This window comes from Pseudomonas sp., from assembly GCF_048265905.1.
Taxonomy (GTDB): Bacteria; Pseudomonadota; Gammaproteobacteria; order Pseudomonadales; family Pseudomonadaceae; genus Aquipseudomonas.
On the sequence record NZ_JBLXAP010000001.1, the window covers coordinates 353,982 to 373,719 of the forward strand.

At 54.6% G+C, this 19,738-nt stretch carries 22 protein-coding genes; 6 read left to right on the forward strand and 16 right to left on the reverse strand.

Features of this window, described 5'->3' with window-relative positions; genetic code table 11:
* Positions 1–45 precede the first annotated feature (45 nt).
* On the reverse strand, positions 46–630 hold the full coding sequence (locus ACN0UH_RS01655) for a YajG family lipoprotein (protein ID WP_417660418.1): 585 nt from the start codon (positions 628–630) through the stop codon (positions 46–48).
* Between the two features lie 164 nt (positions 631–794).
* Between ACN0UH_RS01655 and ACN0UH_RS01660 the strand changes: the two genes are divergently transcribed.
* Positions 795–1,028 (forward strand): hypothetical protein, encoded by a 234-nt coding sequence (locus tag ACN0UH_RS01660; RefSeq protein ID WP_417660419.1) that lies wholly within the window; start codon positions 795–797, stop codon positions 1,026–1,028.
* A gap of 468 nt (positions 1,029–1,496) precedes the next feature.
* Complete coding sequence (gene mqo, locus ACN0UH_RS01665; RefSeq protein ID WP_417660420.1) at positions 1,497–2,999, forward strand: malate dehydrogenase (quinone); 1,503 nt, start codon at positions 1,497–1,499, stop codon at positions 2,997–2,999.
* An 81-nt stretch (positions 3,000–3,080) separates the two neighbouring features.
* Here mqo and ACN0UH_RS01670 read toward each other — a convergent pair whose 3' ends face one another.
* The 3 genes from ACN0UH_RS01670 to ACN0UH_RS01680 form a co-directional block, all read right to left on the reverse strand.
* Complete coding sequence (locus ACN0UH_RS01670) at positions 3,081–3,437, reverse strand: PilZ domain-containing protein (RefSeq protein WP_417660421.1); 357 nt, start codon at positions 3,435–3,437, stop codon at positions 3,081–3,083.
* 59 nt (positions 3,438–3,496) lie between these two features.
* The gene (locus tag ACN0UH_RS01675; protein WP_417660422.1) at positions 3,497–3,919 is read right to left on the reverse strand and encodes a DUF4124 domain-containing protein; all 423 of its coding nucleotides are present in this window, start codon (positions 3,917–3,919) and stop codon (positions 3,497–3,499) included.
* A gap of 69 nt (positions 3,920–3,988) precedes the next feature.
* Positions 3,989–4,363, reverse strand: a complete 375-nt coding sequence (locus ACN0UH_RS01680) for a tetratricopeptide repeat protein (protein WP_417660423.1) — start codon at positions 4,361–4,363, stop codon at positions 3,989–3,991.
* A 129-nt stretch (positions 4,364–4,492) separates the two neighbouring features.
* Here ACN0UH_RS01680 and ACN0UH_RS01685 point away from each other — a divergent pair, with 129 nt between their 5' ends.
* A complete protein-coding gene (locus tag ACN0UH_RS01685) occupies positions 4,493–5,302 on the forward strand; it encodes an outer membrane assembly lipoprotein YfiO (RefSeq protein ID WP_417660424.1) in 810 nt (269 codons plus the stop codon).
* Between the two features lie 183 nt (positions 5,303–5,485).
* Positions 5,486–6,937, forward strand: coding sequence for a pyruvate kinase (gene pyk / locus ACN0UH_RS01690; protein ID WP_417660425.1), 1,452 nt, complete (start codon positions 5,486–5,488; stop codon positions 6,935–6,937).
* Positions 6,938–7,028: 91 nt separating this feature from the next.
* Here pyk and ACN0UH_RS01695 read toward each other — a convergent pair whose 3' ends face one another.
* The 3 genes from ACN0UH_RS01695 to ACN0UH_RS01705 are packed head-to-tail and all read right to left on the reverse strand — an operon-like array spanning position 7,029 to position 9,896.
* A complete protein-coding gene (locus ACN0UH_RS01695) occupies positions 7,029–7,799 on the reverse strand; it encodes an enoyl-CoA hydratase (RefSeq protein ID WP_417660426.1) in 771 nt (256 codons plus the stop codon).
* Positions 7,800–7,834: 35 nt separating this feature from the next.
* Entirely contained in the window at positions 7,835–8,776 is a 942-nt protein-coding gene (locus tag ACN0UH_RS01700) for an iron-sulfur-binding ferredoxin reductase (RefSeq protein WP_417660427.1), read from the reverse strand.
* Positions 8,769–9,896, reverse strand: a complete 1,128-nt coding sequence (locus ACN0UH_RS01705; RefSeq protein ID WP_417660428.1) for a GGDEF domain-containing protein — start codon at positions 9,894–9,896, stop codon at positions 8,769–8,771. The genes ACN0UH_RS01700 and ACN0UH_RS01705 overlap by 8 nt, the downstream gene beginning before the upstream one ends.
* Positions 9,897–10,105: 209 nt before the next feature.
* Here ACN0UH_RS01705 and ACN0UH_RS01710 point away from each other — a divergent pair, with 209 nt between their 5' ends.
* Positions 10,106–11,629 (forward strand): fumarate hydratase, encoded by a 1,524-nt coding sequence (locus ACN0UH_RS01710; protein ID WP_417660429.1) that lies wholly within the window; start codon positions 10,106–10,108, stop codon positions 11,627–11,629.
* Positions 11,630–11,740: 111 nt separating this feature from the next.
* Here ACN0UH_RS01710 and ACN0UH_RS01715 read toward each other — a convergent pair whose 3' ends face one another.
* The 9 genes from ACN0UH_RS01715 to ACN0UH_RS01755 all read right to left on the reverse strand — a co-directional run bounded on the left by ACN0UH_RS01715 (position 11,741) and on the right by ACN0UH_RS01755 (position 18,781).
* Entirely contained in the window at positions 11,741–12,043 is a 303-nt protein-coding gene (locus ACN0UH_RS01715) for a ribbon-helix-helix domain-containing protein (RefSeq protein WP_417660430.1), read from the reverse strand.
* Between the two features lie 85 nt (positions 12,044–12,128).
* Entirely contained in the window at positions 12,129–12,710 is a 582-nt protein-coding gene (locus ACN0UH_RS01720) for a DJ-1/PfpI family protein (protein WP_417660431.1), read from the reverse strand.
* Between the two features lie 133 nt (positions 12,711–12,843).
* Positions 12,844–13,464 carry a DUF2846 domain-containing protein gene (locus ACN0UH_RS01725; protein WP_417660432.1) on the reverse strand — a complete coding sequence of 207 codons (621 nt, stop codon included), beginning with the start codon at positions 13,462–13,464 and terminating at the stop codon, positions 12,844–12,846.
* A gap of 96 nt (positions 13,465–13,560) precedes the next feature.
* Positions 13,561–14,718, reverse strand: coding sequence for a phospholipase D-like domain-containing protein (locus tag ACN0UH_RS01730; protein WP_417660433.1), 1,158 nt, complete (start codon positions 14,716–14,718; stop codon positions 13,561–13,563).
* The gene (locus ACN0UH_RS01735) at positions 14,718–15,305 is read right to left on the reverse strand and encodes a YceI family protein (protein ID WP_417660699.1); all 588 of its coding nucleotides are present in this window, start codon (positions 15,303–15,305) and stop codon (positions 14,718–14,720) included. Before ACN0UH_RS01735 ends, ACN0UH_RS01730 begins: the two co-directional genes overlap by 1 nt.
* A 100-nt stretch (positions 15,306–15,405) precedes the next feature.
* Positions 15,406–15,738: an amidase gene (locus tag ACN0UH_RS01740; RefSeq protein WP_417660434.1), complete on the reverse strand. Its 333-nt coding sequence runs from the start codon at positions 15,736–15,738 to the stop codon at positions 15,406–15,408.
* A complete protein-coding gene (locus ACN0UH_RS01745) occupies positions 15,735–16,862 on the reverse strand; it encodes a serine hydrolase domain-containing protein (RefSeq protein ID WP_417660435.1) in 1,128 nt (375 codons plus the stop codon). The genes ACN0UH_RS01740 and ACN0UH_RS01745 overlap by 4 nt, the downstream gene beginning before the upstream one ends.
* A gap of 112 nt (positions 16,863–16,974) precedes the next feature.
* Entirely contained in the window at positions 16,975–17,760 is a 786-nt protein-coding gene (locus tag ACN0UH_RS01750) for an MBL fold metallo-hydrolase (RefSeq protein ID WP_417660436.1), read from the reverse strand.
* 127 nt (positions 17,761–17,887) lie between these two features.
* Positions 17,888–18,781: an acyl-CoA dehydrogenase gene (locus ACN0UH_RS01755; protein ID WP_417660437.1), complete on the reverse strand. Its 894-nt coding sequence runs from the start codon at positions 18,779–18,781 to the stop codon at positions 17,888–17,890.
* A gap of 199 nt (positions 18,782–18,980) precedes the next feature.
* Here ACN0UH_RS01755 and olsB point away from each other — a divergent pair, with 199 nt between their 5' ends.
* A complete protein-coding gene (gene olsB / locus ACN0UH_RS01760; RefSeq protein WP_417660438.1) occupies positions 18,981–19,733 on the forward strand; it encodes an L-ornithine N(alpha)-acyltransferase in 753 nt (250 codons plus the stop codon).
* Positions 19,734–19,738 lie beyond the last annotated feature (5 nt).

Genomic DNA, 19,738 nt, shown 5'->3' on the forward strand with positions numbered 1-19,738 from the left:
AAAAAACCCGCAATCAGCGGGCTTTTTGTTGGCTGGGCAAAACTATTACTGAGCCAGAATCTGGCCAATCGTTGGATCTTTAAAGCTACGGGTCAACGCGTCACTGAGTACATCGCTAACCAGTTTGGTATTGGTTTCCTGATTAGGCGCAGTGCCTGAACGTTGATTCAGCGACGCGCCGTAACGGCCGGTGTAGCGACGCGTGCTGTTTTGCACCTCGGAACGAATAGTAGCGCTGATATCAGACTCATTGACGAACATATTGTCCTTCGGCGATTGGAACTTCAATTCAGCCAAGGTCAGGGTCAAGGTTGGTGCATTGACTGCGTTTGCCGTCGGGGTGAAGCCCAGCAAGCGTACTGCAGCTTCTGCTTGAGCCTGCAGTTTGGGCACGATGCTATTGGCCGAGACTGAAATTGAGCTGGTTTCCGGGTACAAACCGCCGCGCGTGCCCAGCACTGGAGACGGGCGTCCATCAACCACGCGGACCACAACCGGCTGGCCACGGCCAACGGCGGTGAGCGGACCGGTCAGCTTTGGGTCGGGATTAAGTTGTTGAGGGCTGAGTGCGCAGCCAGCCAGTGTCAGGCTCGCTATAGCTAACAGACCAATAAACAGGCGGTGCAGCATGCTCGTTTCTCCCTAAATTGAGGCGTAAAAAGTTGCCAGCAGTATACCTAGGCTAACAGCGCCAAGCATTAAGAGTCTAAAAGGCCACCGCAGGTTCCTGTAACTGCCTTGTAATGCGCTTGTGAGATAAGACTTTAGTCTTTGTTTTAGCGGGGGATTGAGCCATGTCACTATTGCGTTCGTTGTTTTCGCCACGCCACCCAATGCGTACTTTTGCCCTGCTCGACAGCCACGGAGTTTGCCGTGCCTTTAAGCAGTCAAGCCAAGCCCCACAAGGCTTAGGTTGGATTGAAGTATGCGAGCAACGCCTCAACTGGCTCAACAAGCCACTGCCTGCCCATGCCAGAATTGCACCGGTCGTCACATACTCAAATCGGAAAAAACCGTTGGCTGCCTGACCGGCGGAAGAATAAAAGTCACACAGGGCGATCAATTTTTCCTCTTTCGCCTTATAATCGCGCCCCGATTATAAGGACGCCTCCTGATCGGCCTCGCCGTCCCGCTGATGCTTAAGCCATCGGCAATGCCCACAGAGAGTCGCCCATTTCGCACCCCTGCTTTGGCTGCAATCCATCAGTTGGTCGTGCAACAATGCTGGCATCTTGTGCCGCATCAGTTGAGCGTACGGCTGACACACGCCAAACAGCGGCGCGAACTTTTGAGGTTCACGTCTCCAAAAGAGCGTGAAAAAAACGGTTTTAACAACTTCACAAGAGTGTGGCGAAAATATGAACAGCATTGCGTGCGGCAAGCGCTCTGTTATCACCCAATCCCAAACAGCTAGAGGCTTCAGCAACTGCTGACCTGCGAAGTTTCACGCGAAGGCTTTAAGCCTTGACTTGGGTGCTGATTTTGGAGAAGTGGTAATGGCGCAAAACGATTACGAATCAGTCGATATGGTGCTTGTCGGTGCCGGTATCATGAGCGCGACTTTGGCCGTGCTTTTGAAAGAACTCGACACGACCATCAAGCTTGAAATTGTTGAACTTATGGACTCTGGGGCCGTTGAAAGCTCCAATCCGTGGAACAACGCAGGTACCGGCCATGCTGGCCTCTGTGAACTGAACTACACGCCTGAAGCAGCGGATGGTTCGATCGACATTAAGAAGTCGGTCAGCATCAACACACAGTTCGAAGAGTCCAAGCAATTCTGGGCCTATTTGCTCGAACAAGGCAGCCTCGGCTCGCCAAAAAGCTTTATCCATCCAGTGCCGCACTTGAGCTTTGTCCGCGGCGAAAAGGGCATTGAGTTTCTCAAAACTCGCTTCGAAGCGTTGAGCAAGCATCACGCCTTTGAAAAGATGGAGTACACCGAAGATCGCGAAACCATGGCGCAGTGGATGCCGTTGATGATGCCGGGCCGCGACCCGAACGAACGCAACGCCGCAACCCGTGTAATGGCCGGTACGGATGTTAATTTCGGTGCATTGACCAAACACCTGCTCGATCACTTGACCAAGCAACCAGACGCACTCGTCACGTGCAACCAGAAAGTCACTGGGCTTGAGCGCAGCGGCGACGGCTGGCGTGTCACCATCAAGAATGTTAAAGATGGCAGCAATCGTCAGGTACAAGCCAAGTTCGTCTTTCTCGGTGCTGGCGGCGCGGCGCTGCCACTGCTGCAGAAGTCTGGCATCCCTGAAGGTGAAGGTTACGGCGGCTTCCCGGTCAGCGGTCAGTGGCTGCGCTGCGACAACCCGGAAGTGGTTAAACAGCACCAGGCCAAGGTCTACAGCCAGGCAGCGGTTGGCTCTCCGCCTATGTCGGTACCGCACCTTGATACGCGCGTAGTCGACGGTAAAAAGTCGCTTTTGTTCGGCCCTTACGCTGGCTTCTCAACCAAGTTCTTGCGTCACGGCTCATTGATGGACCTACCGCTGTCGGTACGTCCAAACAATATTGGCCCGATGCTCGCAGTTGCCCGCGATAACTTCGACCTGACCCGCTACCTGATCAAGGAAGTATTGCAATCGGAAGAGAAGCGCCTGGAAACCCTGCGCGGCTTCTACCCGGAACTGAACCCTGCTGATTGGCGTCTTGAAGTCGCAGGTCAGCGCGTGCAAATCATCAAGAAAGACCCTAAACGCGGCGGCATCCTGCAATTTGGTACGGAACTAGTTGCTGCGGCTGACGGCTCTCTGGCAGCTCTTTTGGGGGCATCGCCAGGTGCATCGGTAACGGTCTCAATCATGCTCGATCTAATCCGTCGCTGCTTCCCTGAACAAGCTAAATCCGAACAATGGAGCAGCAAGCTCAACACTATTTTCCCAGCGATGGGTGATGTGCTGGCGACTGATGCTGAGCGTTACCGTGAAGCTCAGGCGCGCTGCGACCGCCTGCTGCAACTCGACGAGCCTGAAAACGCTTGATCCAAGTTGGATTAGTTGCATAAAAAACCGCCTTCAATGGCGGTTTTTTATGCCTACAGCGCACTCAAATGCGGCGCAAACTCAGGCAGACGCCGAAAGCGGATGGAAGCTGAAATAGACGCGTAAGGCTTCAACCATTTCAATGTATTCAGTTGGCGGGGCGGTCAACGAGAAGCCTGAGTCAAAGTAGCCGGGAGTCACATCTTCGCGGGACCATTTGCAGGTCGCTGTAAAGTCGATAAAGCATTGTGTGATCTGGCCAGGAAGCTTAATCCGCATATCGAACCGGCCCGCAACCAACATCGGCAACTCGCTGACCAGTAACAGACCGTCGTAAGACACGTTGCCGATATAGCCCATAGGTTTATCGGTTATACGGTTATATACCTTCAGATAATAAGGTAGTTGATGGCGCTCAATATGTCGCTGCATTGGCATGATGGCATATCGCTATGTTTAGCCAAATAGTATGGCTGTACTTATGCATTTAGACCAGTTCACAAACAACGACTGGAGATTTTTTCACGCAACTGTGCGCGCGCCTGATCCAGTTGCGCATCACTGTAATAAGTCCGTTCACCACTCGCTTCAACCCGATAATAACGACGGCCTTCGGGCATTTGCGCAAGGCTACTGCGTAACTTCTGACATTGCGCCTCACGCTCACTACGGCGCTGCGCAGATGCTGCATCCGCTTGGGCCTGCTCTTGGCGGCGCGCATCATAGAATCGTTCAGAGCGCTGTTCGCTGTCACGGGTGGCCTGATCACGCTCAATCACCTGCGGCTTGACCTCAACCGCTGTGGCTCCCTGCCCCGTTGGTCGCTGGTCGAAATGGACCTGTCCCTTAGCGTCGGTCCATCGATAAATCTCCGCCGCCGCGAGTCCCGGCAGCAAAAAGAAGCAAAGTAACAACCGCATATTTCCCTCATCCGGCAATATTGAGTGCTGTTTCCAAGCAATAAATTAACAGCCCGTAACAACCAAACTTCAAAGTGAAGTATGAGTCGTTTTTAACACTGGCGGAGTCACCTTGTGCCCCAGCTCACTCAGCGTTTGCAGGCGTGCTTTGGCGCGAAATGCATATTCGCTGGTGGGATAACGACTAATAATAAAGCCATAAGTTTGTGCAGCATCGACAAACAAACTCTGACGCTCAAGGCACTGTCCGCGCAGTAGTGAGATTTCCGGCTGAATATAACGCCGTGACCGGCTGTAACGCTCAGCTTGGGACAATTCCAGCATTGCCTTATCGCAGTTACCTTGGTCATACGCCTCATAAGCACTGTTCAGATGCCGATCAAGCGCCCAGCGCGTACAGCCCGACATGGCTAACAGCAGGGTTATCAACAACAAGGTTCGCATACACTCTCTCCTTTTCTGAAGAGTCTATCGGCACATTAGGCAAAAGCTTCAGCCCAAACCTCAGATCGGTACTGCCAGCAACTTGTCCACGCCTAAACTCGGGACTCAATCTACGAGCAAGGAAGCACAATGCTACCTAAGCGCCTTGTCAGGTATCTGCTTTCCAGCTGTTTGGCCATCAGCGCGTGCGCTCCAACTACTCCATTGTTTATAGCTCAAGTAACAACGGGTGAAGTGGTTGAATACAAAGCCCTGAAAGCCAACCGAATGACCGCAGCAATTGAAGAAGAAGGTGACCTTCTGACTTACAGTGCGCTGGCCATTCGCGATGTCCAAAGCCCACAGGCAGAGAACCTCTATCTATCAGGCTATAGAGATCGCAACCTTAGCAACGAAATTCGGGCCATCGCCCTTTACCAGATCGCCCTGATCTACATGAACCGTTTCAACGATCAGCGAGACGACAGCAAAGCACGAGACTACCTGCTGCAAATAAACCGCGAGTTCCCCAGCAGCCAAGCTGCAATTCGCAGCCACAACAAGCTGTTGATTATCGAGCAGCGCGCGGCACAAGGCGTACAAAAAAACTCACGCGAACTGCTCGCACATTGGCAGCCGCAACTGAATCTGGACCTCAACAAGCCAAGCCTAGACCATGACATGACCTTGCTTTCACGCCGCGCCGTATTGAAGAACCGTGTTGCCGAGGCTGAAGCACTCTACCGCCTGGCAGTAGATGACCCGGGCGTGCCAGCGGTTATCAAACATAAGGCCCTTTATCAAATGGCGCTGATGTATCAAGCCCCCGATAACCCTCGCGCTAATCGCAACAAAGCAATCGCTTACCTTCGTCAGTTGCTGCAACAAAAACCTGAGCCCAAGCTGAGCCATAAGGCATCTGCACACCTTGATCGAGCATTGAATCAGGGCCCTATCTAACCGGCATTAAGCCGTCATGTTCTTCTACTACCCTGTAATAAGTAATGATTGAGGACACAGCGCAGTACAGACGCTGTGTCACCATTCGGTGACAGATAAAATAAGCCGGTAGTGCAGATGAACAATGACTACAGCCTTACAGCGTAGTAGCCTCCCAGCCAGCTTCAACTCAGGAGTCTGTGCATGACCTTTCGTCGTACCAAAATCGTTGCCACCCTTGGCCCGTCCAGCAACTCGCCAGAGGTGCTTGAACAACTGATTCTCGCTGGCCTTGATGTTGCTCGCTTGAACTTCTCCCACGGAACACCAGACGAGCATAAAGCGCGCGCCAACCTCGTTCGTGAGCTCGCCGCCAAACATGGCCGCCACGTAGCGCTGCTCGGTGACCTGCAAGGCCCTAAAATTCGTATCGCCAAGTTCGCAAACAAGCGTATCGAGCTTGCCGTTGGCGATAGTTTCACCTTCTCAACCAGCCACCCGCTGACCGAAGGTAACCAACAAATTGTGGGTATCGACTACCCGGACCTGGTTAAAGACTGCGGCGTGGGTGACGAGCTGTTGCTCGACGACGGCCGCGTTGTGATGCGCGTTGAGTCTGCAGCCGCCGACGCATTGCATTGCTCCGTGCTGATTGGCGGTCCACTTTCTGACCATAAAGGTATTAACCGTCGTGGCGGCGGCCTTACTGCGCCAGCACTGACTGAAAAAGACAAGGCCGATATCAAACTCGCTGCTGAAATGGATCTGGACTACCTTGCCGTCTCGTTCCCGCGCGATGCCTCTGATATGGAGTACGCACGTCAATTGCGTGACGAGTCGGGCGGCACTGCCTGGCTGGTGGCGAAGATTGAACGCGCTGAAGCGGTTGCCGACGACGAAACCCTCGACGGCCTGATCCGCGCCAGTGATGCCGTAATGGTCGCCCGTGGCGACCTCGGCGTTGAAATTGGTGACGCTGAGCTGGTCGGCATTCAAAAGAAAATCATCCAGCATGCGCGTACGCACAACAAGGCTGTAATCACTGCAACGCAGATGATGGAGTCGATGATTCAAAACCCGATGCCAACCCGCGCTGAAGTATCTGACGTGGCCAATGCCGTGCTCGACTACACCGACGCGGTCATGCTCTCGGCAGAAAGTGCCGCAGGCGCTTACCCACTGGAAGCCGTACAGGCGATGGCACGTATTTGCATCGGCGCAGAAAAGCACCCAACCAGCAAAACCTCTAAGCACCGCATGGGCGAGCGTTTCCAGCGTTGCGACGAGAGCATTGCGCTGGCGGCAATGTACACCGCCAACCATTTTCCGGGCGTTAAAGCGATCATCGCGTTGACTGAAAGCGGCTATACGCCACTGATCATGTCGCGGATTCGCTCATCAGTCCCGATTTACGCGTTCTCCCCGCACCGTGGCACGCAAGCACGCGCAGCCATGTTCCGTGGGGTTTACACAGTACCCTTCGACCCAGCAGAGCTGCCGCCCGAGCAAGTCAGCCAGGCGGCGGTGGACGAACTGCTCAAACGCGGCGTGGTTGAGCCCGGCGACTGGGTCATCCTGACCAAGGGCGACAGCTACCACACCATCGGTGGCACCAACGGCATGAAGATCCTGCATGTCGGCGAAGCACTGGTCTAAGCTTCGCAGCTGCAAAAAACCGCTCATCTGAGCGGTTTTTTGTTGTTAATACCTATGCATCCAAGCATAAATAGCTTTTTTTGACCGCCAACTACAGATTAGAAAAATCAGGCTTACGCCGCTGCATAAACGCAGTCATCGCTTCGCGTGCTTCCGGCGAATGCAGGCGCTGGCTGAACAACTCGCCTTCCTCTGCGATGACTTGGCGCAACTGCTCGCGATCGGGGGCACGCATCAAACGTTTGCTGTCCGCCACCGCCGAGGGTGGCAGCAGGCTAAATCGCTGAGCCATGTCGAAGGCTTTGGCGATGGTTGCAGCACTGTCATGTAGCGCCTGATTGGCAATGCCCCAGGCAGCAGCTTGCTCACCATTGAAGGCACTGCCCAAAAGCAACAGCTCCGCGGCTTTTGCCTGACCCAGCAAGCGCGGCAGAATCATGCTCGAGCCATATTCAGGGCAAAGTCCTAGATTAACGAATGGCATCTTCAAGGTCGCATCACGGCTGACATAAACCAAATCGCAATGCAGTAACAAGGTGGTGCCAATCCCCACGGCTGAACCACAGACAGCGGCCACCACCGGCTTGCTGAAGTCGAACAAGGCCTGCATAAACATGAACACTTCACTGTTCAGCCCGTCAGGCGGTGCTTGTAAAAAGTCGGCGACATCATTGCCACTGGTGAAACAATCATGCCCGCCGGTTATCAGTACACTGCGAACGCTTGCATCCTGATCGGCTTGAGTCAGCACCTGCGCCATGGTTTTATACATCGCTCGGGTCAGCGCGTTCTTTTTCTCGGGTCGATCCATACGCAGAATCAACACCCCACCTTCGCGCTCAGTCAGTACGTGCTCACTCATGCGAACTCCTAGAAACAGTCCGCAAACGCCTGTAGCTACTGAGCGTGCGGTAAGAAAAGGTCAGAAAATGTCTGATTGCGCGGCACGCCTGCCATGTACAAGCTGCGTGCAAACAACTCAACATTGTCGGGTTTCCCGCAGATTAAGGCGAGTGTTTGCCGGGGGACAAGCCGCAGTTGCGCCAAAGCCGCGGGCAACTCAGCCGTGCTCACGTGCTGCACCTCCAGCTGTGGAGTGTTTGCTGCCAGTGCTTGCAAGGGTTCACGCAGGTACAGCGCCTGAGCATCATGGGCGCTGTGAATAAGCCGTATCTTAGCTTGATGATTGTGCTGCAAGGCGTCACGCAGTACTGCATACAACGGTGCCAAGCCGGTGCCAGCAGCCAGTAGAATCAGTGGGCGTTCTTGCCAATCCGGCTCGTAACGCAACTCTCCGCCGCTAACGACGCCGATATGCACAGCCCCACCGACACTGAACAAACGCGCAGCATCGGTAAACGCTCCGCTGTGTCGGCAATCGATATGAAACTCCAGCCAAGGATCAACATCAGGCACACTGGCGAACGAATATGGCCGAGCGACGCCCTGTTCCGACCACAACAATGCATGCTGACCTGCACGGTAAATCACTGGTTTATCGGGAGTCAGGCGCAGTCTTAACACCTCAGCACTGAGCCAGTCACATGCACTTATAGCGGCGCGGGTTGCCTGCTTGCTTGGGTCATAGAGTTCAATACTCAGATCACCCATGACTTGGCACTGACAGGCCAGCCGCCAGCCTTGTGCCCGACTTTGAGTATCCAGCGCCAGTGGTTGGTTGTCCTGCAGCTCACCAGCTACACAACGCACGAGACAGGCATGGCAACTGCCCGCCCGACAGCTGTAAGGCACTTTGATGCCGCTATCGAGCAAGCTATCAAGCAGGTTTGCAGCCGCTGCGACCGTGACTACTTGGCCCGCTGCGCGCAGCTCAGGCATCCGCGCCTGCCCATGAAGCAGCACAACGGTTGCGGCCGCTGCGTTTCGCCTGGTACAACGCTTGGTCGGCGCGGTGTAGCGCTTCGTCTAGATCATCATCCATTTTAAGCAGGGTCATTCCAATCGATAAGCTGAGATTATCCACCTTTATACCTAAAGGTTCAGCTCGGCTAAAGGCCACCCGCAAACGCTCGCAACAGGCAACAAAGTGGTCAGGCTCGGTATCGGGCAATAACAACACAAACTCTTCGCCGCCATAACGCGCAACCACATCACCGTCACGTAGACAGGCTTGCGCCACGCTGGCGAAAGTTTGTAGCACCCTGTCACCCGATGCGTGCCCATGGACATCATTAATCCGTTTGAAATGATCCAGATCGATCAACGCCAGCCCGTGCTGGTGGCCCCGACGCAAGCCGGACAGCTCTCGCGTGGCAAGATTGAGGAAATGCCGGCGGTTGAATAAGCCGGTGAGTTCGTCTGTCGAGGCAAGGTCCTCAAGTTGACGCATCATCCCACGCAAGGTGTCTTGGTGCGCCTGCAAGGCGAAGCGGCGCTGGCGCATACGTTGGCGCATGCTATGCACATAGCTGGCGAACAAACTCAGCCACGCCAGTGCCACGCTGAGCACACAAACCTCCAGTACAGCGATCCCCGGCCTGTCTAACTTGAGGTTGTAGGCATCAACGATGTTCAAGCCTGCAAAACCGATAAAAGCCGCGATTGCGCAGCGCACAAACACTTTCGGCCGCAGTTGGAAAACCCCGAACAACAAAATCAGCACATACATGACCAGCATGGGTCCACGCGCATCGTCCAGCATGGCAAGGGTCAGGGTTTGCCAGAGCAACGCCACCAGCACCTGCGGCTCGGTCAAGCTAGGATCCTGAAACAGCAGGTTCTTGCCTGAAAGAAACAATCCAAGAAACATCAACTGACTGGATATGACGCCGCCGATAAGCAATAAAAAATTGCCGAGCGGTATTTCTAAATGGTTATAGATGAAGGCAAGAGTGCCTAGGGCTAGCGCCAAAAAATAGGTGAAGACAGCCATGCCAAAGCGTTTCAGCATAAGGCTTTGCAGGGAGCGGCTAGCAAGGACTTGAGCGCTTTTGCTCATGGATTCCATCCCATAAAGGCATATCGCCACTACTGTACCTTTAACTCTATAAACTAACTAGCGCGGTTTAGCAGAATACGCCCCTCAATAGGCAGGTGCCCGCCAACCCGTGTGCGCGCTATACTACGCGCCCTTTTTTATCGTACGCACGCCGGATAGCTCTATCGGTGCACCCATCAAGTTCCTGCCCAAATAAAGGAGCGCCAAGCATGACCGTGATCAAGCAAGACGATCTGATCCAGAGCGTTGCAGACGCCCTGCAGTTTATCTCCTACTACCATCCCGTTGATTTCATTCAGGCGATGCACGAGGCCTATTTGCGAGAAGAGTCGCCAGCTGCACGCGACTCAATGGCGCAAATCCTGATCAATTCGCGCATGTGCGCTACCGGGCATCGCCCAATTTGCCAAGACACCGGTATTGTCACCGTCTTCATCCGCGTCGGTATGGATGTGCGCTGGGATGGCGCGACCATGGGCGTTGACGACATGATCAACGAAGGTGTGCGCCGCGCCTATAACTTGCCTGAAAACGTGCTGCGCGCATCGATCCTGGCTGACCCAGCTGGCGCACGCAAGAACACCAAGGACAACACGCCAGCGGTTATCCACTTCTCTATCGTCCCTGGCGATAAGGTTGAAGTAGACGTTGCGGCCAAAGGCGGCGGCTCCGAGAACAAGTCGAAAATGGCCATGCTCAACCCATCCGACTCGATCGTTGACTGGGTACTGAAAACCGTTCCGACCATGGGCGCAGGCTGGTGTCCGCCGGGTATGCTCGGCATCGGTATTGGCGGCACGGCTGAGAAAGCTGCGGTCATGGCCAAAGAAGTGCTGATGGAATCCATCGACATTCACGAATTGAAGGCCCGCGGCCCTCAGAACCGTATTGAAGAACTGCGTCTTGAGCTGTTCGAAAAGGTCAATCAACTTGGCATTGGCGCTCAAGGCCTTGGCGGTTTGACCACCGTGCTTGACGTTAAGATCATGGACTACCCGACCCACGCAGCTTCGCTGCCGGTATGCATGATTCCTAACTGCGCGGCCACACGTCACGCTCACTTCGTACTGGATGGCTCTGGCCCGGCCGAACTTGAAGCACCATCGCTGGACGCCTACCCGGAAATCGTCTGGGAAGCAGGTCCTTCGGCGCGCCGGGTTAATCTCGACACCCTGACTCCAGAAGACGTACAAAGCTGGAAGCCAGGTGAAACAGTCTTGCTCAACGGCAAGATGCTCACCGGCCGTGATGCGGCGCACAAACGCATGGTTGAAATGCTCAACCGTGGCGAAGAACTGCCAGTCGACCTCAAAGGTCGTTTCATCTACTACGTGGGCCCGGTTGACCCAGTAGGTGACGAAGTCGTTGGACCGGCAGGCCCGACTACTGCTACGCGGATGGACAAGTTCACCCGTCAAATCCTCGAAAGCACTGGCTTGCTGGGCATGATCGGTAAATCCGAACGCGGCCCTATCGCCATTGAAGCAATCAAGGACAACAAAGCGGTGTACCTGATGGCTGTTGGCGGCGCCGCTTATTTGGTGTCGCAGGCGATCAAAAAATCCAAGGTTCTGGCATTTGCCGAGCTGGGCATGGAAGCGATCTACGAGTTTGAGGTCAAAGACATGCCGGTCACTGTGGCAGTCGACACCAAGGGCGAGTCTGTGCACATCACTGGCCCGGCGATCTGGAATAAAAAGATCACTGACAGCCTGGCGGTTGAGGTTAAGTAAGCGCACGCTTTTTAATCGGTCTTACCCCGCGATTACTGCCTTAAACAAAACGCCCCGACTTGCTCGGGGCGTTTTGTTATGGGCCTGTAGCAAGTTACGTTACACCGCCGCTCAGCCTGTGCGTCCAACCACAGTCAACTCGGTAACGCGGCTCTGCCGCTGAACCAGGTAACGACTGCAACTCACCCGCAAAAAGGAGGCGAAATTCACCACCTCGCCGCGATAATCCATGACCTCGTCATAAAGCTTGCTGATCAGTTGATTGGTGGTCATACCGTCAACCTCGGCGATTTCGTGGAGGATATCCCAAAACTGATTCTCCAGGCGCAAAGTCGTGACCACGCCGCGAATGCGCAGTGAGCGCGAACGCGACTCGTACAGAATCGGGTCCGCTTTGACATATAGCTCACACATAAGCCTGCTCTCCTTCAGCGAATCTCAACTACTGCAGCCAGAGTAATCGAGGCATACCGTCGGTTACTCAGTGCATACGGATAACCTACAGGGAAATTTTAGCGCCCAGCAGCATCAAAAAACCTGCCAGCCAGGTCGGATGTGCTGGCCACGCAGGAGCGGTCACCAGATTACCTTCAACGTGAGCATGGTCAGCGGCGATATCGACAAAAGTGCCACCGGCCAAAGTCACCTCAGGCGCGCAGGCCGGGTAAGCGCTGCACTCACGGCCCTTGAGCACGCCAGCAGCCGCAAGCAACTGGGCACCGTGGCAGACGGCCGCGATCGGCTTATCGGCTTTGGCGAAGGCTTGCACCAGCTTCAACACATCGGCGTTGAGACGCAAATACTCGGGGGAACGACCGCCAGGTACAACCAGCCCGTGATAATCCTTGGCTTTGGCATCGGCAAAATCAAAGTTCAGAACAAAGTTATGTCCCGGCTTTTCGCTGTAGGTCTGGTCGCCTTCAAAGTCGTGAATCGCCGTGCGCACAGACTGCCCAGCGGTTTTATCAGGGCAAACAGCGTGAACGGTGTAACCCACCATCTGCAATGCCTGAAACGGCACCATCACTTCGTAATCTTCGACGTAGTCACCCACCAACATCAGAATCTTCTTCGCAGCCATGTTTGCATTCCTCGCTAGATTGTTAATCTCGGCAATCAGTATCTGCCCCATGCAGGGTAGACAGGTAATAGCCGATGACTACTTCAAGCAATAGTGAAAAATACCTACAAGCGCCGCAGCACAATGCTGTGCGTTAGATACCAATGTGCTGCAAAGACTCGCCTACGCTGCGCCAAAAACTGCGCTGAGGACGCTCCTCGGGAACCTCTGCATCTATCTTGAGCAGCGGCTGAATCTTGCGCGCATAAGCGATCTCCGGCTGAGCAACCGATGCGGACACCAGTTGCAGTGGACCATCACCAATCATTGGCGACGCACTCACACCCGGCGGAGGATTAAGCTCGTCATAGCGAAAAAAGTAGCTGCGCCCGACTTCGGTATCCAAACTAAAACTGGCGATCCGGACAAAGTCTAATGGACCGTCGGCGAACCATGTCCAGTAACCGCCGAAGAGGGGTCGACGCAGTTCAATCTTGTAGCGCGCGGGATCAAACTCGAATACCAGATAACCATTGCTTGGCAGGCTGCCCTTGAATTGGTTGTTCAGAAATAGCCCCGGCGCTTCAAGCTCCTGGTCAGCCCAATCACTTTTCGGGCGGTATATATAGGCGATCACTCGCGATGTGCCTACAGGTTGCTGGGCCGTGAACACTGGCCCTTGAGTCTCCCCAAAAAAACCGCCCAGAGTTGAGCATGCGGTAAGTCCAAGGGGCATTAGGCTAAGCAATATGAGTAAGCGGTGAGCTGTGCGCATAACAATTCCCTTGTCGTTATGCGCCGAGCATAATCCTGCTGAACAACTACTAAACCCCAGCAAAAGTGCGGCACCATAATAGGCGCCAGTCATGCCTTAGCGGCGCCGATCCAAAAGATTGACCGCCACTCGGTCGAGCCACCCCCAAAGCCGTTGTTGCACGCGTTTCCACCAAGGGCGCGCCAACCACAGGTCCAAATCGACTTGGCGACTGTCGGCAAAGTCAGTTTCGAAGCAACTAACAATCGCCTGGGTAAATGCTGTATCCAGCGCTTCGAGATTGGCATCCAGATTAAAGCGCAGGTTCCAATGATCGAAATTGCATGAGCCAATGCTCACCCAGTCATCAACCAGCACGATTTTCTGGTGTGAAAAGCGCGGTTGATATTCAAAAATCTGTACACCTGCACGCAACAGTCGCGGGTAATAGCGATGCCCAGCCAACCGTACAGGTTGGTGATCAGTGCGGCTTCCGCTGAGCAACAAACGCACGTCAACACCCCGTGCGGCCGCCTTGCGCAAAGCCCTTCGCACTTTCCATGTTGGCAAGAAGTAAGGCGTTGCAAACCAGATGCGGCTTTCGGCTGACTGCAGCGCACGTACCAAAGACTGCAAAATATCCCGATGCTGCTTGGCATCGGCATAGGCGACTCGGCCAAGACCGACACCAACAGGTGGTGACGCCGGTAACCGTTTAAGCCCAGCAGTCGCCTTGGGTATCCATGAAAGGCGGGCATTGCAGGCCTGCCATTGGCGCTCAAACAGTTGCTGCCAATCCTCAACCAGCGGCCCGTCGATTTCGACCATCAACTCATGCCAGATACTGTCGGGGTTGCCGATGCACCAGAAATCGTCAGTCACACCGGTGCCACCGACAAATGCGGTGTGTCCGTCGACCAAAAGCAGTTTTCGATGGTCACGGTAAAAATTATGCAGGCCGTGACGCCAACGTATAGGGTTGTACCAACGCACATCAACACCCGCATTGCTGAGTAAAGCACGATCCGCCTTAACCAGTGCCTGAGCCCCATAACCATCAAACAGGCAACGCACAGCAACGCCACGCTGGGCAGCTGCACATAACGCACGCACAACCTGATCAGCACAGCTGCCGCTTTCAATCAGGTAAAGCTCGAACTCAACTTGCCGCCGCGCACTGTCTATTGCTTCGAGCATTCGAGGAAAGAATTCTGGCCCGTCATTGAGCAAAGTAAATTGATTACCTGGGCGCCAATCAAAAACCAGGCCCGGCATCAGCGACGCGTAAAGATGAGTACAGCGCCAACCGGCACTGAGCGACTGATAGCGGATAACCCGGCGATTTTACGCAACGCATCCAACCCTTTGACCAAATCGAAGTTCCCGGCATTGAGCACCAAAGGCGCAAGCGTAACCACCTGAAAACGATGATCATCAAGGCGCGTAGCCAATAACTCAGCGGTATAGGTTTGGCTTTTACCGTGCAGCGTCAGGGTTAGCGGCAAGCTCAATTCGAGTTGCGCTCCTGCAGCTAACGTATCGATAGGCCGGACATCCAGTTGTGCAGATACCGTGGCCTGAGGAAACTTATCGATATCAAACAACAATGTGCGCATGCGTTCATCACGCAGTGACACGCCGGTACTGACTGACTCCAACTCAACCCGCAAACTGGCTTTACCGCTGTCGCTGACCATTCCGTGTAAGGTCAGAAAGCGATGGACTTCGGAACTATCAAGATTTTTGGTTGAGATAAACGACAGCCGCGAAGACTCATTATCCAGGTACCACGCAGCCTGAGCAGGCAGCACAATGCTCAAACTCAGAAGTACGGCAAACAGCAGGCGCATAAGTCTCCAGATCAACAGTTGCTGAAGGGGTGCAACGCGGCACATGCGCAACGATAGCCGCATGAGCGCGCCTTGCAAACCCTCTCGAGGCTGATCCTTCAATTTGTCCGGGTTACTCGGGTAACTCAACGGCTTGTGGCAATAACTGACAACCTTGACGTTGCCCCAACCACTGCGCTGACTGGCTACGGCCCAGGGCACGCGCAGTCACTCGCTCATTGGCCTCATCATCAACAAAGCCACTGAGCGGCAAATACTGTTTGCTGTAGCCAGCACAGTAATCGGCGGGATTGTCCATCACGTAGCGACAGGAGCAATATTCTTTAGCCGTGTACGCCCCGAGGATGCCTGGAAAAGCTTGCAGATGGTCACGATTCAACCATGCCCAGACAGCCAGCAGAACCAGTAAGATGATTAACAGCCGGGTCAGCAAACGACGGATCATGGCTGCACCTCGACAAACGCTGCCTGCGCAAGTTTGAGTAGCTGATTATGCCTGTAGCTGCCGTCACGGTCGTCCGCGTAACGCACGATAATCAGGTCTTCGCTGGGGATCACATATAAGCTTTGCCCCCAGTGACCGAGCGCCGCAAAGGTGTCTTGCGGCGCATCCGGCCAAGGTTTAGCGGCGCCGTTCAGTGCCAGATTGAGCCACCACTGACCGCCCGGAATCGAATCATTCGGTTGCTCAGCATTAACCTGATAGTTGGCAAATGGCGTGAGATTGAAATCGACCCAGGCTTTGGGCAATAACTGCCGCTCGCCCCAACGTCCGCCACGCTGCATTAACAAGCCAACCCGAGCCAGATCGCGCGCGCTCATGTAGGCATAGGATGACGCGACAAAAGTGCCCTTCGGATCGGTTTCCCACACCGCAGAGTTAATACCCAACGGCTCGAACAGCGCCGTCCAAGGGTAGTTCTTGTATTCATCAGGACTGAGCATGCCTTGCAGCGCAGCGGCGAGCACGGTGCTGTCACCACTTGAATACCGAAAGCGCTGACCCGGCTCGGCATCAGCCGGATGCTCGGCGATAAACGCCGCCATATCACTGCGACCACGGGTATAGAGCATGGCGACTACTGATGATTTTAGCGGCGCATATTCGTAGTCTTCTTGCCAGTCGAGCCCCGAGGCCCAGTTAAGCAGGTGGCCCATTTTGATATCGGGATGCGCAGCCATGGCGGGATAATAGTCAGCCACCGGCGCATCAAGCTTAAAACGCCCCTGTCCGTAAGCAACGCCCAGTACTGCAGCAAATATACTTTTGCTCACTGACCAGGTCAGATGCGGCGTACGGGCCTTGGTTGGTCCAGCATAGCGCTCATAAATAATCTGACCATCACGCACAACTAGTAACGCGTCGGTACGCACACCCTTGCGCGTCTGGTCGTCACGTTGAGGAAAGGCATAGTCTTCGAGTGCGGCGAGTGCCGACTTCTGTGCAGCGCTTTGGCTGACCGCTTGCGTCGACCAATCAGGTATCGGCCAATTCTCTGCGTGCGCAGTCATGCTGGCGGTGGCGAGCAGCAGCGCGAAGCTCAGCTTGGGTAAAATTGAAGCGGGCATTGATGCGCCTCTTGTTGGGTTCGAGGCAGCACACTAGCACGGCAAATATGACCGAAGTAGCACCGAACGCGCCTGTTTAAGTGGCAATTCGGCACATTATCATCGCGCTCAATCAACGCGGCTCGCGAAAGTCTTCCTGGCTGAGTAGATCCAAACCGCAGTCGAGGTTTTCGACCCACAACAAAAACGCATTGATCATCTCTTTACCCACAAAGGGCCGGCCATGTTGCGGCACAATCATGTCGATATCCATCTGCCGAACCATCGCTACCCACAACCGGCAGACTTTGTTGCTCGCCATGTATCGCCGGTGAAACCCCAGCATGTTTGGCACATGGTTCATGAAGTCAGTGACCGGGTTGGCGTCATCGACCAACGAGGCGCCCATGTCGCCACTAAACAGAATTTTGCTTAACGGGTCGTAAAGTTGGAAGTTACCCACAGAGTGCAGAAAATGCGCGGGAATCGCTTTAAGTTTACTGCGCCCCAAGGCGAATGATTCACCGCGATCAGGCAAGGCAATAATCCGGTCGTAAGTCGAAATACCGTGATTTATGGCCAGGTAGTTAGCGGTTAAATGCGGTAAAAATCGCGCCCACAACTTCGAGCAAATCACTTTGGCTCGGGTATGCAGCAGCCACTTGTCCAGCGAGGAAATAATGTCAGGGTCTTGGTGAGAGGCGAAGATATAGGTTAGATCCTGTACCGGGATGTACTTGGATAAACCCAACGAAAGCGGTGTGTAAGTCAGATCACCACCGGGATCAAGCAGTAGGTATTTATCATCATCGATGATCAGAAACTGATTGGACTGCACGCCTTCGCCACTGACCAGATCATCAAACATCAGGCACTGATGACCGTCTTTCTCAAACAACACAATTGGCTCGCGGCGCATGGATTTACCTCCCCCCCAAACGACGCGACATTAGCCAGCTTGTGCCTGTCTGTTACTGATCTGGATCAATTCAACGCAGCAAATTCTGCCGCCCCACAAAGCGATGCAAAAAACAGCTTCGACCGAATTACTCAACCGGCATGACAAATTGCGCCTGGGCTCTTTGCAGGCGCGTCGTGCGGGCGCTATTGGCAATCGACATTAGCGCTTTATCGCGCTGCCACAGAGCCTTCCAGTGCGGTTCACCGGACGCGAAAGCACTGTCCAACTCAGGACCAAGCGCCGCGAATTGGGCAAACAGGCCGCCGAGGAATACATGCGTAGTTGAGGCATTGGCGCTCATTTTGCTGACCTCAGCACAGCCACTCAAAAGTCCAAGCAAACGCAATTGCAGAGCATTCGGCCAAGCTGAATTTTGACCAACCCCATACAGCCACGCACTCATCGCTGCCAGCACATGCAGGTCTTCGATGCTGCGAAAAGGTTTTACATAGTCTGCCCAGCCATCACCCGGCAGTCGCTCACACATGGCATCCTCAAGCGTCAACCGTGCATGACTGACATCGGGGATAAACTTCAGCGCAGGCAATTGCTCAACCAACACTCCTGCGCCACCGCTCTCCACCACCGTAACAGCCACTTGCGGCGGTTCACCCTCCGCCTCCTCTCGCGCAGCAACTAACAGCCACTGCGCCGCATCCCCGGCGGTGACAAAGTCTTTAGTGCCGCTGAGTCGCAACTGACTCAGGCGCGTCTGCATATCCGCTGGGCGAACACTTTTACGCTCGGTCACGCAGAGCGCGCCCAACGTCCACGGAGCGGATGGCCAGAGGGCACGCAAAGCACCTTGATAACCAGCCAGAAATGCCATGCCCGGGGTGGGCGCCAGGCTTGCGCCGAGCACGGCTAACTCAAATGCTGACGGACTGGCCAAGCGCTCAAGCAGCGTCGAATACCATTCTTCAAGCGCAAGCCCGGCAGGCATGTGTTGGTGCGGTTGCAACAATTTATCCCAGAGCATTGGCGAATCCTTTTCAGTTATGAGTTGAGCAAGCGGCCGCTGTCACACAAGCATCACTAAAACTTCACAGTGGTGACACCCAGCCTACTTAGCCTGAGTTTGCCTAACAAGACTGATCGACTGAAAGGCACCGCGCCAGTTTTCGAACCACAAGGTTTGACAACAGCACAGACAACAGTCGGCTAACGGAGGGAACGTTATGACTCAGGTAGCGCATGACAAAAGCACTGCAACTCGCCGCTTGCGAGCTGAACGATTGATTGGCAGTGCCGCGCTTAAAGAGGCCCAGGCACTGCGCTATCGCGTATTCAGCAGTGAGTTTGATGCAAAGCTCAAGGGCGCAGAGCTCGGTCTGGACATGGATGATTACGACGTTCACTGCAGCCACATTGGTGTGAGGGACCTCAATAGCGGTGAACTGGTTGCCACCACTCGTCTGCTCGATCATCACGCAGCTGCCAGCTTAGGCCGCTTCTACAGCGAAGAAGAATTCAGCCTGCATGGCTTGGCTCACCTACAAGGTCCGGTGCTGGAAATTGGTCGTACCTGCGTTGACTTGGCGTACCGCAATGGCGGCACTATCGCGGTGCTCTGGAGCGAGTTGGCTGAGGTGCTCAATGAAGGCGGCTACAGCTACTTGATGGGGTGTGCGAGCATTCCGATGCAGGACGGCGGTATTCAAGCCCAAGCCATCATGCAGCGGTTGCGCGAGCGCTATCTGTGCACCGAACACCTGCGCGCCGAGCCGAAAACACCGCTGCCGGGCCTTGATCTACCCAGCAATATCATTGCCGAGATGCCACCTCTGCTCAAAGCTTATATGCGCTTGGGGGCGAAGATTTGTGGCGAGCCGTGCTGGGACCCAGACTTTCAAGTGGCCGACGTGTTCATTCTGCTAAAGCGTGACGAACTGTGCCCACGTTACGCCCGCCACTTCAAAGCTGTTGGTTGACTATA

Excerpts from the sequence above, each read along its gene's own strand:
- ACN0UH_RS01710 (WP_417660429.1), top strand. The coding sequence starts at position 10,106 with ATGACCGTGATCAAGCAAGACGATCTGATCCAGAGCGTTGCAGACGCC.
- ACN0UH_RS01730 (WP_417660433.1), bottom strand. The coding sequence starts at position 14,718 with ATGCCGGGCCTGGTTTTTGATTGGCGCCCAGGTAATCAATTTACTTTG.
- olsB (WP_417660438.1), top strand. The coding sequence starts at position 18,981 with ATGACTCAGGTAGCGCATGACAAAAGCACTGCAACTCGCCGCTTGCGA.
- mqo (WP_417660420.1), top strand. The coding sequence starts at position 1,497 with ATGGCGCAAAACGATTACGAATCAGTCGATATGGTGCTTGTCGGTGCC.
- ACN0UH_RS01680 (WP_417660423.1), bottom strand. The coding sequence starts at position 4,363 with ATGCGAACCTTGTTGTTGATAACCCTGCTGTTAGCCATGTCGGGCTGT.
- ACN0UH_RS01745 (WP_417660435.1), bottom strand. The coding sequence starts at position 16,862 with ATGCCCGCTTCAATTTTACCCAAGCTGAGCTTCGCGCTGCTGCTCGCC.
- ACN0UH_RS01675 (WP_417660422.1), bottom strand. The coding sequence starts at position 3,919 with ATGCGGTTGTTACTTTGCTTCTTTTTGCTGCCGGGACTCGCGGCGGCG.
- ACN0UH_RS01695 (WP_417660426.1), bottom strand. The coding sequence starts at position 7,799 with ATGAGTGAGCACGTACTGACTGAGCGCGAAGGTGGGGTGTTGATTCTG.
- ACN0UH_RS01725 (WP_417660432.1), bottom strand. The coding sequence starts at position 13,464 with ATGCGCACAGCTCACCGCTTACTCATATTGCTTAGCCTAATGCCCCTT.
- ACN0UH_RS01705 (WP_417660428.1), bottom strand. The coding sequence starts at position 9,896 with ATGAGCAAAAGCGCTCAAGTCCTTGCTAGCCGCTCCCTGCAAAGCCTT.
- ACN0UH_RS01755 (WP_417660437.1), bottom strand. The coding sequence starts at position 18,781 with ATGCTCTGGGATAAATTGTTGCAACCGCACCAACACATGCCTGCCGGG.
- ACN0UH_RS01700 (WP_417660427.1), bottom strand. The coding sequence starts at position 8,776 with ATGCCTGAGCTGCGCGCAGCGGGCCAAGTAGTCACGGTCGCAGCGGCT.
- ACN0UH_RS01740 (WP_417660434.1), bottom strand. The coding sequence starts at position 15,738 with ATGATCCGTCGTTTGCTGACCCGGCTGTTAATCATCTTACTGGTTCTG.
- ACN0UH_RS01750 (WP_417660436.1), bottom strand. The coding sequence starts at position 17,760 with ATGCGCCGCGAGCCAATTGTGTTGTTTGAGAAAGACGGTCATCAGTGC.
- ACN0UH_RS01670 (WP_417660421.1), bottom strand. The coding sequence starts at position 3,437 with ATGCCAATGCAGCGACATATTGAGCGCCATCAACTACCTTATTATCTG.
- ACN0UH_RS01720 (WP_417660431.1), bottom strand. The coding sequence starts at position 12,710 with ATGGCTGCGAAGAAGATTCTGATGTTGGTGGGTGACTACGTCGAAGAT.
- ACN0UH_RS01655 (WP_417660418.1), bottom strand. The coding sequence starts at position 630 with ATGCTGCACCGCCTGTTTATTGGTCTGTTAGCTATAGCGAGCCTGACA.
- ACN0UH_RS01660 (WP_417660419.1), top strand. The coding sequence starts at position 795 with ATGTCACTATTGCGTTCGTTGTTTTCGCCACGCCACCCAATGCGTACT.
- pyk (WP_417660425.1), top strand. The coding sequence starts at position 5,486 with ATGACCTTTCGTCGTACCAAAATCGTTGCCACCCTTGGCCCGTCCAGC.
- ACN0UH_RS01715 (WP_417660430.1), bottom strand. The coding sequence starts at position 12,043 with ATGTGTGAGCTATATGTCAAAGCGGACCCGATTCTGTACGAGTCGCGT.
- ACN0UH_RS01685 (WP_417660424.1), top strand. The coding sequence starts at position 4,493 with ATGCTACCTAAGCGCCTTGTCAGGTATCTGCTTTCCAGCTGTTTGGCC.